Consider the following 12,777-nt stretch of genomic DNA (forward strand, 5'->3'; position numbering starts at 1 on the left):
ATTCCATTCCCCTGCTTCATCCTTTAAAAAGTTGTCCTATCCGGTAAATGATCCGCATAAGCTGTTTATCATCGTCATCTTTAATGGTAATAAAGAGAGGTTGGCCTATGCTGAACTTGTTATTCCGATTCGGGACACCGATGCTCGCCATCGGCTGTCTAGTCATGATCTGCCTTATTTTAGCCGGACAACCCTGGTCGCTTGCTTTATTGGAATCAGGCGGCGCACAGGAATTCAAGATCGTATTTTTAAGCTTTATATTAGAAGCCTTTCCATTCATTCTGCTTGGTGTGATCTTCTCAGCCCTGCTTCAGGTATTCGTAACCGACGAGATGATTCAAAAGCTGACTCCAAAACATCATATCGTAGGCATCCTATTTGGCGCTTTGCTTGGTCTGGTATTTCCGTTATGCGAATGCGGTATGATCCCCGTTGTAAGGCGATTAATCCGCAAAGGCATGCCTGCTTATATCGGAATTGTATATTTGCTTGCTGGACCTATTATTAACCCTATCGTCTTTACATCCACTTATGCTGCCTTCCGCGCAGAGCCACAGATGGCTTACGATCGGATTATCATTGCGTTTATCGTAGCCATTGTCATCGGTCTGCTGCTTCATCGATTTATGAAAGGCAATCCGCTGAAAGAAACTGCAGTAAACCATGAACATATCCATCATCATCATCACGATCATCCAGAAAGACATGAGTCGGTTAAACCAAGCTGGGGTTCACGCCTGTCCGCCACACTTGGCCATGCATCGGATGAATTTTTCGATATGGGCAAATATTTAATATTTGGTGCTCTGCTAACAGCTGTTATTCAATCCTTTATTGACCGACAGGCATTTGAGTCTGTTGCCAACCAGCCTGTGCTGTCTTATTTCTTCATGATGGGGCTGGCCTTCCTCCTCTCGATCTGCTCAACCTCAGACGCCTTTATCGCTGCATCGTTTGGCGGCATGTTTGATCATGGTCCACTGCTTGCATTCCTCGTATTTGGGCCCATGATTGATTTAAAAAATCTGCTGATGATGCTGTCCGCGTTCCGGACAAAAATCGTCCTGTCCATTGCCGCAATGACCTTTACTCTTGTCCTGATCAGCGTATGGCTGCTGGAGGTGATTAGGTGAACCATAATTGGATACGGGCAGGCTTTCTTTCCGCCTTTGCTTTCCTTATTATCTATCTCGACAGGCTAGGCCAATTGCCTATATACCTCGCACCCCGTATGGAGCTTTACGTCAAGTTGTCCGCAATTGTGCTTAATGCGGCTGCCGTTCATCAAGCCTTTCTCGCTCTGCGCTTAAAAGCTCATTCTGACGATTGTACAGAATGCAGCCATGATCATTCTCATCATCATGATCATCATCACCATGATCACGATCATGACCATGACCATTCGATGTCTCCCTTAAAAAGCATCCTTGTCTATGGACTATTCCTGCTTCCGCTTCTGCTTGGTTTTCTGCTTCCGGCAGCGGCGCATGACCATGAGGTTAACAGCAGCAGAATACCACATCTGCATTCGGGTCAGATACCTAAGGCCGAAAAATGAACAATAAGAGGCCGTGCGGTTATTTCCCACACGGCCTTTAATGTGAAATTAGAAATCAAAACCTCTATTTTGCTTCGGTTGTTGGTATCGATAGCTCCAATTCGATGTATTGTAATTGGATTCATAGCAGATGCTAGCCGACCAGGTGCCCGTGTTTTGCCGGACAGCGAAATCGTACACGATCTCACCATGAGTCCAATTTTTCCGCAATCTCAAAGCATCAATCGCAAGTTTGCGAAAATCTTGAACTTGAGTCGGGGTCATTCCTCCCTCATCCTCTTGCTCCAATTTACCATTTTTACTTTCAATTGGATTATGCCGAAGTGCAAATTTGCCTACTACATTATTCCTAATAAGAATGTGTACCGTCCCTCCAACGGCATGGGTAAGCTCTTCTTCTAATTGACGAAAAACAAAATCAACTTGCCGTGCCAATGGCATAGCATCTAAATTCATATTATTTCTCCTCCTTTCTACCCTTAAAATATGGAAACTAGATGTTTATAACTAGTTCTTAGGTCTGATTATAAAATCTTTTCTATTAATTGACAATATAGTAATTTATGTTTTTTCGAAATTATCACACAATTACATATTTTTCTTTATCAAATGTTCTCTCGATCTTATTCGACATTTATAGACCAATTTCACTGCTGATGCTATAATATGGTTATTCTATCAAAAGGAGCGCTTACATAATGAGCCAATGGTACTATTCATTATCGATTAGAGGTAAGCTGTTGACTTCCATTTATTTTAATTTGGCGCTAGTGGCAATTGCACTAAATTTAGTTATTCTGTTAAGCGGCGGCTCCTTCCTTGCAGGCATTATTGTAACGGTGGTATTGGCAATCGTTGCTTATCCAACAGTTGGTTTTATCCAGAGAGCACTCAGCTCATCGTTTGAAGAAATGTCGAATGCGGCATTTCGAATTTCGAAAGGTGATTTCACACAAAGAATTGACAGCGCTTCAAATGCATCTCTTGGCGAAGTTGGACATGCCTTCAACAGCATGGTGGACAAGCTTCGCGATATTCTTACGGAAACATCTAATATTACGAGGCATGTATCGGAAACAAGCCGAAATATTTTTGATAAAAACAATCACATCCAAGTAGCTATGGAGCAGGTTGCTGCCTCTTCCAACGAACTTGCTACTGGGGCTAATGAAATTTCCGAGGATGTCGCTGACATGAGCGAATCCATCGCCGAGATCGAGAAGAAGGTCGCGAACTATGCGAGCGCTACGAAAGAAATGAATGAACGCTCGGAATTCACTTTAAGCCTTGTCGATAAAGGCCGTGAAGCACTCGAAGCGCAGTCCGAAGGGATGCGCCGCAACGTGGAGGCAACTGAGAAGGTTTCCGAGACGATTACGGACCTCGCCCGTAAGGCACAAGGCATTACAGCGATGACGACAGCAATCTCTGATATTGCTGAGCAGACTAACCTGTTGTCGCTTAATGCTTCCATTGAGGCAGCCCGTGCCGGCGAGCATGGTCGGGGCTTCGCAGTTGTTGCACAAGAGGTTCGTAAGCTTGCTGAAGAATCAACTGCATCAACGAAAGAAGTATTTGGTCTGGTGAAGAGTATTGATCAAGGCATCAAACAAACGATCAATCATATGAAGGTTAACGAAGAGGTTGTTAAGATTCAGACGGAGCGTATCCGCGAATCCGAGATGGTCTTCTCTGAAATTGTGCAAAGCGTCCAATTCATTACGCGCCAAATCGCGGCTTTCGCAAGCGAGAGTGATCAGATGCTGGACAGCGCGCGTAAAATTTCCGACGCCATCCAAAACATCTCCGCGATTACCGAGGAATCTGCTGCTGGTACGCAGCAAGTATCTGCATCGATGAACGAGCAGATTTCTTCCGTTCAAGCCGTTGTCCAAGAGACAGAACGGATGCTAAATATGGCAACTCAGCTTCAACGAACGATTCAAGTATTCAAAATGAAATAATCATTGCTTAATAATAGCAAAAGCGGTCGTGTGGATTTTAAACCCATACGACCGCTTTTGTTTTTTTATCAATTGTTGCTTTCCATTTTAAGAATTTAATAAGGGTTAACGGTAACCGGAACAATTCGAATGATTCTGGAGATCGCTTTTGCTCTGGGAAATCCAACCTTACTACTTTAATTCAAGGAATCCCCGAGCAATGGCGATCGGAAGAACATTCAATTGTGCAGGTTGCAGCTCTAACCCAAATAAATCTTAATAGGAGCCAACGAATGATCCCTTGTCGTTCGGGAAAAATAGCCCCACAGACTACATAAGAATGGGGGCAAGAAATAATGGCGCGAATGCCGAACTCGGGCCTGCTCGGCAGAAGCAGAAGATGGGTTGTTTTTGTACTGACAATTATATTGCTGCTTGCATCAGTGGATCAAACGAGCGCATCTTCCCCATCACAGCCGAAGAAAAAACGTTCGGCGGATATGTCCTGGGTAAAGATGCATAAGCAATTCCCGGATGCCTTTATCGTCAATGGACCAAGAAACAGCAAACGTGTGGCTTTAACCTTCGATGACGCACCGGATCCACGGTTCACGCCACAAATTTTAGATGTACTTGCCAGCTACGATGTATGCGCAACATTCTTTGTTGTTGGCAACCGCGCAGCCAAGCATCCTGCTCTTGTCCAGCGTATTCACCGTGAAGGGCATACTATCGGCAATCATTCTTATAATCATGCCGTCATGTCCCAGCTCAAGGATCGTGATTTTCACAGTCAAATTTGGAAAACAGATGCTATCGTCAGCCGCATCATTGGGTATCACCCCCGATTCGTGCGGCCGCCTTATGGCGAAATGCTGCCAGCACAGGTAGCCTGGTCAAAAAAGAGCGGCTATACCATCGTGAATTGGGATGTTGATTCGGTGGATTGGCGGAACAACCCTTCCAGTACTTCAATTCTTCGCAACATTAAGAAGACATTACAGCCTGGCTCCATTGTATTACAGCATGCAGGTGGTGGTTATGGCCAGGATCTCTCCGGTACGATACAGGCTCTGCCGGTTCTAATCTCACAGCTAAGACAGAAAGGTTACCAGTTTGTAACGCTCCCCGAGCTGTTAAACCAATCTGCTGCTAAAATAAAATAACCGGAAGCCCATTCGCCTCCGGTTACTCTTATTTCAAGACATATACTTTTACATTTTGAATACCAAACTTACTCGCTTGCGAGGAAGAACCTGGCACGTAAATATCAATATGATTACCTTTGATTGCACTGCCAACATCAGATGCTGTAGCAACCATACCATCTGTAGGCAGACCGTTGTAGGTATAGCCTGTAACATATAGCTTTGTACCAAGCGGGATCACTTTAGGATCAACGGCAACTGTACCTACTTTAAGCTTATTGCCGAAGTAATCCAGACCTGCCCATCCGCCATTCTCTGAAGCAGCACCGCTGTATGCCGTTGCCTTTACAGTCAATTGCTTGCTGAAGGTATGAATCGTTCCTGCTTTATCCATCACGCTTTGCGCGCTAATCGTTTTCGCCTTCGTCGCAGCAGCTGCTTTAACTGTTGCAGTTGCTGTAGTTGGAATCACGATCTTAAGTCCAGCATAGACGTTCGAAGCACTAACCTTTGAATTCGCTTGCATAAGCTTATCAACCGAAACATGATATTTCTGCGAGAGCTTCCAAAATGTATCGCCCTCAACAGCCGTATGTGTTTTACTGGCCGCATGAACCGATCCTGTGGCAATTATAAGAGATAAGCCTAGTACTGCCGTAGTAAGCATCGAAGCTTTCTTCATATGTGTTGTCCCCCTGGTTTTCTGCGTATTCTAAGTACCTTTGTTAAAAAGAAAGCGTCAGGCGGATACGCCTGACGCTGCGTGTTTCCGAAATCATTTATTTATTGGTTATGAATTAGCCTGTGAATTCTTGAACCCACTCGCCGTTCACATAAGCAACGCCGATTTTTGTGTAGTTACCGCTAAGAATGTTAGCACGGTGACCAGCACTGTTCATCCAAGCTGTCATTACTTCTGTTGGCGATTTTTGACCCATGGCAATGTTCTCACCAGCGTAGCTATAAGTCACTCCAAACGATTTCATCATGTCAAATGGCGAACCGTAAGTTGGAGAGTTATGATCGAAGTAGTTGTTATCGTACATGTCTTTTGCTTTTGCAGTTGCAACTTTAGTCAAGAGTGCATCAGATGTCAAAGCTTTAAGGCCTTGTTTCGCACGCTCTTGGTTAACCAGAGTAACAACTTGTGCTGCAAACTCGCTTTGGGATACTGTACCGCTGCCTGTGTTGCCTGTATTACCAGTACCTGTGCTAGGTGTTGTTGGCTTTGTTGTGTTACCAGTACCTGTGCTTGGTGTAGTTGGCTTTGTTGTGTTGCCAGTACCTGTGCTTGGTGTTGATGGTTTAGTTGGTGTTGTTGGTTTAGTTGGCGTTGTAGGCTTCGTTGTGTTGCCAGTGCCAGTGCTAGGTGTTGTTGGCTTAGTTACTTGTGTAGGCAATTGAATTGTAATGCCGCCGAAAGTAATTTTGCTCAAATCAATACCGTATTGCTTTGCAATTTCGTTGATTTGATCCATCGAAACGTTATTCAAGTTGGAGTAAGTCTTCACAGCTGGTGCTGCACCTACAGTTGGAGCCGTTACACCTACTACACTGATCAACGCTGCTGCTGCTATGCTTGCGACACCCACTCGTAATGTTTGCATCTTCATGAAATCATCCTCCTAGGATTGTATATTAGAATAATTGCTTATTTGGCTTGGCTAGTTAAGCACTTGCCCTCCGACGCCACTTATCGTAACATGCCTTTTAACCCTGTTTCATGGCACAAAAACTGGCAAGAAGTGCGTTTTCACTGTAAAAACAGGGGGTTGAGCATGTTTATGAGAAAGTGCTCACTTTTCAATAACAGCGCAACATCAGGCGGGCATTGAACGTTTCGATAAAATGTCTGAATATTTCAACTCAATGTCCGCAGAAACATTAGAATCCTTTTAGAAAGCGTTTTCAACCAGCAGAAAAACAAAAGAAACTCCTCTTGCAATCACCTGATAAGGCGATGCTCTGAGGAGTTTCTTCTAATAAAGTGATTAGTTCACTTTGATGAACTGGCCAGTTGCTTGCGATTCAAATGCGCTAAGAATAACTTTCAACGATTTACGGCCTTCTTCACCCGAAATAGCAGGTACGGTGTCATTAACGATCGAATCGATGAACGCATCAACAATGCCGCTCGACAATTGTTTCGTGTTTGTGGAGATTTCGCCCACTTTATGCTTATCAATGGAACCATTACGAAGCTCAACAATAACTTGATCTTCTGGATGAGTTCCGATTTTCATAACGCCTTTTTCACACCACAGAACTGTGCTGTTGTCTTCACCTTTGTAGTAAGTCCAGCTTGCAACAAGGGATCCGATTGCGCCGCTTTGCATACGAACAATAACGTTTGCGTTGTCGTCTACGTCGCCTGGTTTGTCAATTGTTGCGATAAATGCTGCTACTTCAGATACTTCATCATTCAACAGGTAACGGATAAGGTCGGATTTGTGTACGCCAAGATCGCCCATAGCGCCCATGATTGCTTCTTGCTTGCGGAAGAACCAGCTGCCTGCACCGTCGATGCTCCAGCCGTCTGGACCTGGGTGGCCAAACGATGTACGGAACGTCAATACTTTGCCAAGCACACCGGAATCAAGGATTTGTTTTGCCTTCACGTGTGGAGGCATCAGACGTTGGTTATGTCCAACCATCAGCTTCACACCGTTTTTCGCTGCAGCTTCGTTCATTGCTGCCGCTTCTTCGTCTGTAACTGCCATTGGCTTCTCAACCAGAACATGCGCGCCAGCGTTCGCTGCTGCAATAGACATTGGAGCATGCAGATAGTTAGGCGTACATACGCTTACTGCGTCCGGTTTAATCTCAGCCAGCATAGTTTCGTAATCAGCAAAAGCTTTGCCGCCGTGTTTCGCTGCATACTCTTCAGCACGCTCGATCACTGGATCAACGAAGGCAACAAGCTCTACATTGTTATTGTCTGCATACTCAGGAATGTGACGATGTTTGGAGATGGAACCACAACCGATTACTGCAACTCTTACTTTACTCATTATTTTCCCCTGCCTCTTCTATGTTTGAAAAAACAATTATTAGTTCAGATAGTTTGCTTTCAGCCAGTCGATGCTTGATTCAACGGATTGAAGTGGCGGATTCGCACAACGGTCTTGTTCGACGATAAGCCATTTCACATCAGATTGCTCCGATTGTTTAATGAGTGGCAGAAGATCCAAATCTCCGTTGCCAAGCTCAACCGTATCGATTTCCGCTTTTTCTGCATTTTTAACGAAGTCTTTCAAGTGAACAAGCGGCAGTCTGCCAGCGTATTTCGCAATGTATTCAAGCGTGTCGCGGCCCGCATATTGTACCCAGCCAAGATCCATCTCAACTTGCAGAAGGTCTGCACTAATTGTCTCATAGAGCTTATCGAATACAATTTGTCCATCAATCTCAACTTCAAATTCAAACTCATGGTTATGATAGCAGAAAATAATGCCTTCTTCTTGGAATCGCTTACCGAATTCCGCGAAGCTTACAAGATGCTTCTTCCATGCTTCAGCATCACGCACTTCAACAGGAAGCCAAGGGCAAATAGCGTACTTTGCTCCGATTGTTTTCAGATAAGCAATTTCCTCTTCAATCTTTGTTTCCAGATTTACAAGAGGTACATGGTTGCCGATTGCAATCAGGTTAAGCTCATCTAGCAGCGCTTTCATTTTATCGGCAGGAATATCTCCGTAGCCAGCAAATTCAACACCTTCATAGCCCATAGCTGCAACTTGACGCAATGTACCTTCGAAGTCTTGAGCGGTTTCTTCACGAAGCGTATACAATTGTAAACCGATTCCCGGACGTGTCATTCGTTAAGCACTCCTTTTATCATATAATCATGTAATTCATTATAACTGTCTGTTTATTGTAGTCTTACGATTATCATTATACGGGTAATGGGACATAGAAAAACAGTTGTCTTATTACTCTTTTCTTATGCGATTTTGTCATTCTTTTGAGTGAATCTGATTCCTTCGCTAGTCCGGATGACAGATTTTGGAGTCATTTTCCGCTTAATTGTAAAGAAATCATAACCAAATTTTAAGATTATCTTAATCTTTATCCATTAGAATAGGATCAAACAGTAAGCTAAATATTATTCAGACGAAACTTTCTGCTTGTTTGATTCGTATAAATGATATCAAAGCCTATTAATGGAATGGAGGCATTCTCTATATGAAAACAATGATTTTATTTAATAATCGTACAATTCCCGTTTACTTAACCGATACAAATAAAAAAGCAATCGAGAAGTTATCCGATGTGCTGAACCGCAAACTTACAACAGGCAAAAATGCCTTGAAAAATTGCATCAAATCTTTAATTAGCGTAGAGATTGTCGGCAGTGAAGCGACGCTCCATTCGTTATATGAGAAAGACAGTCTTACGATCTCCTTGTATTAAAAACAACGAATTAAGAACAACGAAAGATAACATAGCTTAACGATAAAAAAGGAAGAAGCAGCCCACCTGCTTCTTCCTTTTTGTTATTTTGTAGTCGTTTGCTGCTCGTCTGCTGGCTGCTGGCCATCTTGAGCTCCGCCATTTTGGAACTGACCACGGCCGCCGCCGCCAAATCCTCCACCAAAGCCGCCAATCCGGATGGATTCAGCTTCCTGCGTATCATCTTTCAACTGCACAGTAATAATGTCATCTGCCTTTAAGTCCGCAAGTGTCTTATCGGTTTCGGTCATTTTACCGTCTGCAAAGGTTGCCGATACGATCTTCGTTGAGTCAGTTACTGTAATATCCATCGTTTCATCCGAGAACATATTCTCCATGTTCCGCTGACGATCGCCAGAAGGCGCTTGTCCATTACCATCTTGCGGGGCTGCTCCGGCATCACCAGCTGGTGCATCACCTTGCGGAGGTGCACCATTACCGCCCATTCCGCCTCCCTCAGGACGCTCGAAAGAAGATTTATAAATCGTAATCGTCTGTCCGTTTATCGCTTTGATCTTCCCGATGGTTCCCATCATTGCTCTGCCTTGCCCTTGACCTTGTTGAGAACCTTGCTGCTGGTCTTGCTGTACAGCTTGACCACTAGCCGTCGTATTTGTCGTTGTATCTTCCGATTTGGAGCCGCAGCCTGTCAAGGCTACCGCGATTACGACACCACTTAATGTGATTTTCCATTTGTTCATCTCACGTGTTCCTCTCTGTCCCATTTTGATTGCATTGTAGCAGAACAATATGAACGTGAAATGAACGGTTGTCCTTTAAATAAACAGGTTAATACCGGATTGATCCGCCTTGCCGAGGTAATAGCCTACACCTGCAATTTTGACGCCATCAATCAATTCTTCCTTCTGAATACCCATCAGATCCATCGACATCTGGCAGGCAACAACTTCAACACCTTGCGAGATAGCCGTCTCAATAAGCTCTTCAAGAGATGAGACATTATTACTGCTCATCACTCCGCGAATCATCTTAGCACCCATGCCCATCATATTCATCTTAGATAAGCTTAGCTTCCGGCTGCCTCGTGGCATCATCATGCCAAACATACGGCCAATCAGGTTTTTCGATACTGGAATCTTCTCCGGTCTGCGGATAACGTTAAGTCCCCAGAACGTAAAGAACATCGTTACTTTTTTACCGCTGGATGCAGCACCATTCGCAATAATAAACGATGCAATTGCTTTGTCTAGATCTCCGCTGAACACAATCATTGTGCTGTTGTCTGGTCCTTGAACCACGGCTTGATTGGCCTCAGAAGCAATCTCTGAATCACCTTTCCGAACAAATGCTTCAATCGTGCCGTCCTGATGCTTGGTCAGTTTCTCCACTCGATTATGGGTCATTCCTGCCCAAGCTTGGATATCTTCATAAAAGCCCGGATCCGTCGCTGTTACTTTCAGCACATCATCTGCCTTAAGCCCATCGATTTGCTGTTTAACTTGAATAAGGGGTCCTGGGCAGCATAATCCGCAGGCATCCAAAGTCGCATCTGCTTGCAGTATACCTGCAGCTGTTTCTTTCAACCCTTCAGTAACTGTCTCCACGGCCGCTGCGTGTACGGGAGGCTGTTCATTTTTCTTTGGCGTATATTGAGTCAGAAGGTATGTTTTATAACCACCGGTGAGGTTTCTTACTTTAAAACCGCTCTGACGTAAAATACGTGAAGCCGTATAACCCCGCAGTCCAACCTGACAATATACCCAAATCTCTTTGTTTCGGTCCAGTTCATCCAGTCTGCCGCGAAGTTCGTCTACAGGAATAAGAATCGAACCCGGAATATGTCCGTTATCATGCTCCATCTTAGACCTAACATCAACTAGAATGGAGTTTTGCTCGTCCCTCGATGTTAATTGCTCCGTAACGAACACATCCGTCAGCCCGGATAAAATATTTTCAGCCGTATATCCTGCCATATTAACCGGATCCTTGGCTGAGGAGAATGGAGGTGCATAAGCAAGCTCAAGCTCCGTTAAGTCTGTAACTGTTCCTTTTAATCGCATAACGGTCGCAATCGTATCGATCCGTTTGTCTACACCATCACGCCCTACTGCTTGAGCACCTAAAATCCGCCCTTCTTCATTAAACAACAGCTTCAGCGACATCGGCACTGCACCTGGGTAATAACCTGCATGTGAATTCGGATGCACGTAAGTCATCTGATACGGAATACCTTGCGCCCGCAGCGTTTTCTCATTATTGCCTGTCGCTGCTCCTGTAAGGCCAAACACTTTAATAATTGAAGTGCCTTGTGTACCTTTGAAGGTAGTTGGCAAACCCGCAACATTGTCTGCCGCTATCCGGCCCTGCTTATTCGCAGGTCCTGCAAGCGGAATCGCTGTTTGTTTTCCGTTTACGAAATCCGTTACTTCCACCGCATCGCCAACTGCATAGATATTCGGCAGATTGGTTTCCATCCGGTTGTTAACAACAATATGACCACGGTCACCAAAGGAAAGGCCGCTGCCTTGCAGGAACGCCGTATCCGGTGTTACACCAATAGCCGAAATAACAAGCTCTGTCTGCACTACCCTTCCGGAAGACAGATGAACTTCCACACGATTATGCTCTAACGGACTGAACGACAACACTTGCTCCTTGAACAAGAGCTGGACGCCGTTATCTTCTAATTCCTTCGCCATCATGCCTGCCATCTCTCCATCAAATGGAGACAGAATCTGATCACCGGATTGAACTAGCGTAACCTCAAGTCCAAGCTCCTTCAGATTTTCCGCCATCTCGATGCCGATAAAGCCGCCGCCAATCACGACAGCAGATTTGGTGTCCGACTGAGTAACTTTTCCCTTAATCCGATCCGTATCTGCCAGGTTGCGAAGCGACACAATAGAAGTATGGTCCGCACCTGGTACATTCGGACGAATTGGCTTTGCTCCAGGTGACAAGATCATTTGATCATAGCTTTCTTCATATTGCTCACCACTTGCGAGGTTACGTACAGTCACCGTGTTTGAAGCCGGGTTAATGGCTACAACTTCACTTTGTGTCCGAATATCGATATTGAAACGTTTGAACATGGCTTCTGGCGTTTGAACAAGCAGCTTGCTGCGCTCCTTGATCGAACCGCCGATATAATATGGCAGACCGCAGTTCGCAAACGAAATATAGTCATTACGTTCAAACATAACAATATGCGCCGCTTCATCAAGTCTGCGAAGCCTTGCTGCTGCGGAAGCTCCCCCAGCAACTCCCCCGACAATAATCACTTTTTTTCTCATGTTGTATGCCTCCTGATGTATGGTGTAATTTTATAAAATTAAGCCTCTCCGTCGCTGAACATCGCTTGAATTAATCTCGCGACCTTTGGAGAAGCGATTGTATAATGAATTTCCAGCCCGCTTCGCTCTGCTGCAACAATGCCGGCGCTTCTCAGCTTCTGCAGATGCTGCGATACCGTCGACTGCGGCAGATCAAGACAATCCTGCATGAACGAAACATTACAGCGGCCCTTCTGGAGCAGCCCTTTTACAATACATAGCCGTACTGGATGCGCTAATGCCTTCAGCATCTCAGCGGCATCATCATACGCTTTAAAGTTGTTATCCATTTCCCCACCTCAATCTCATCAATAAATCATAATATCGTAATATTACGATATAACGATGATAAAAACAAGCCGAATTATAAAAAAGAAAAAAAG

At 44.6% G+C, this 12,777-nt stretch carries 13 protein-coding genes; 5 read left to right on the forward strand and 8 right to left on the reverse strand.

What is annotated here, in order from left to right:
• Window positions 1-107: 107 nt before the first annotated feature.
• Window positions 108-1,133 (forward strand): permease, encoded by a 1,026-nt coding sequence (locus AC0YNT_RS02345; RefSeq protein ID WP_475803146.1) that lies wholly within the window; start codon window positions 108-110, stop codon window positions 1,131-1,133.
• Window positions 1,130-1,558 carry a DUF1980 domain-containing protein gene (locus tag AC0YNT_RS02350; RefSeq protein WP_475803147.1) on the forward strand — a complete coding sequence of 143 codons (429 nt, stop codon included), beginning with the start codon at window positions 1,130-1,132 and terminating at the stop codon, window positions 1,556-1,558. Before AC0YNT_RS02345 ends, AC0YNT_RS02350 begins: the two co-directional genes overlap by 4 nt.
• A 48-nt stretch (window positions 1,559-1,606) precedes the next feature.
• On the opposite strand, the gene AC0YNT_RS02355 is transcribed toward AC0YNT_RS02350, so the two are convergent.
• A complete protein-coding gene (locus AC0YNT_RS02355) occupies window positions 1,607-2,014 on the reverse strand; it encodes an O-methyltransferase (RefSeq protein ID WP_475803148.1) in 408 nt (135 codons plus the stop codon).
• Window positions 2,015-2,256: 242 nt separating this feature from the next.
• Between AC0YNT_RS02355 and AC0YNT_RS02360 the strand changes: the two genes are divergently transcribed.
• Together AC0YNT_RS02360 and AC0YNT_RS02365 are read left to right on the forward strand one after the other, a co-directional pair.
• Window positions 2,257-3,522 (forward strand): methyl-accepting chemotaxis protein, encoded by a 1,266-nt coding sequence (locus tag AC0YNT_RS02360; protein WP_475803149.1) that lies wholly within the window; start codon window positions 2,257-2,259, stop codon window positions 3,520-3,522.
• A gap of 335 nt (window positions 3,523-3,857) precedes the next feature.
• Window positions 3,858-4,667, forward strand: a complete 810-nt coding sequence (locus tag AC0YNT_RS02365; protein ID WP_475803150.1) for a polysaccharide deacetylase family protein — start codon at window positions 3,858-3,860, stop codon at window positions 4,665-4,667.
• A 28-nt stretch (window positions 4,668-4,695) separates the two neighbouring features.
• On the opposite strand, the gene AC0YNT_RS02370 is transcribed toward AC0YNT_RS02365, so the two are convergent.
• The 4 genes from AC0YNT_RS02370 to AC0YNT_RS02385 form a co-directional block, all read right to left on the reverse strand.
• A complete protein-coding gene (locus AC0YNT_RS02370; RefSeq protein WP_475803151.1) occupies window positions 4,696-5,331 on the reverse strand; it encodes a 3D domain-containing protein in 636 nt (211 codons plus the stop codon).
• A 115-nt stretch (window positions 5,332-5,446) separates the two neighbouring features.
• On the reverse strand, window positions 5,447-6,262 hold the full coding sequence (locus AC0YNT_RS02375; protein WP_475803152.1) for a CAP domain-containing protein: 816 nt from the start codon (window positions 6,260-6,262) through the stop codon (window positions 5,447-5,449).
• Between the two features lie 378 nt (window positions 6,263-6,640).
• Window positions 6,641-7,660, reverse strand: a complete 1,020-nt coding sequence (locus AC0YNT_RS02380) for a Gfo/Idh/MocA family protein (RefSeq protein WP_475803153.1) — start codon at window positions 7,658-7,660, stop codon at window positions 6,641-6,643.
• A 39-nt stretch (window positions 7,661-7,699) separates the two neighbouring features.
• On the reverse strand, window positions 7,700-8,467 hold the full coding sequence (locus AC0YNT_RS02385) for a sugar phosphate isomerase/epimerase family protein (protein ID WP_475803154.1): 768 nt from the start codon (window positions 8,465-8,467) through the stop codon (window positions 7,700-7,702).
• Window positions 8,468-8,834: 367 nt separating this feature from the next.
• On the opposite strand from AC0YNT_RS02385, the gene AC0YNT_RS02390 reads away from it, so the two are divergent.
• Window positions 8,835-9,062 carry a 3-dehydroquinate dehydratase gene (locus tag AC0YNT_RS02390; protein ID WP_167280533.1) on the forward strand — a complete coding sequence of 76 codons (228 nt, stop codon included), beginning with the start codon at window positions 8,835-8,837 and terminating at the stop codon, window positions 9,060-9,062.
• Between the two features lie 83 nt (window positions 9,063-9,145).
• Here AC0YNT_RS02390 and AC0YNT_RS02395 read toward each other — a convergent pair whose 3' ends face one another.
• The 3 genes from AC0YNT_RS02395 to AC0YNT_RS02405 all read right to left on the reverse strand — a co-directional run bounded on the left by AC0YNT_RS02395 (window position 9,146) and on the right by AC0YNT_RS02405 (window position 12,684).
• Window positions 9,146-9,802 carry a hypothetical protein gene (locus tag AC0YNT_RS02395; protein ID WP_475803155.1) on the reverse strand — a complete coding sequence of 219 codons (657 nt, stop codon included), beginning with the start codon at window positions 9,800-9,802 and terminating at the stop codon, window positions 9,146-9,148.
• A 75-nt stretch (window positions 9,803-9,877) separates the two neighbouring features.
• Window positions 9,878-12,355, reverse strand: a complete 2,478-nt coding sequence (locus AC0YNT_RS02400; RefSeq protein WP_475803156.1) for a CoA-disulfide reductase — start codon at window positions 12,353-12,355, stop codon at window positions 9,878-9,880.
• A gap of 38 nt (window positions 12,356-12,393) precedes the next feature.
• Entirely contained in the window at window positions 12,394-12,684 is a 291-nt protein-coding gene (locus tag AC0YNT_RS02405; RefSeq protein WP_475803157.1) for an ArsR/SmtB family transcription factor, read from the reverse strand.
• Between the last annotated feature and the right edge of the window lie 93 nt (window positions 12,685-12,777).

Source organism: Paenibacillus sp. J22R56, assembly GCF_056269375.1.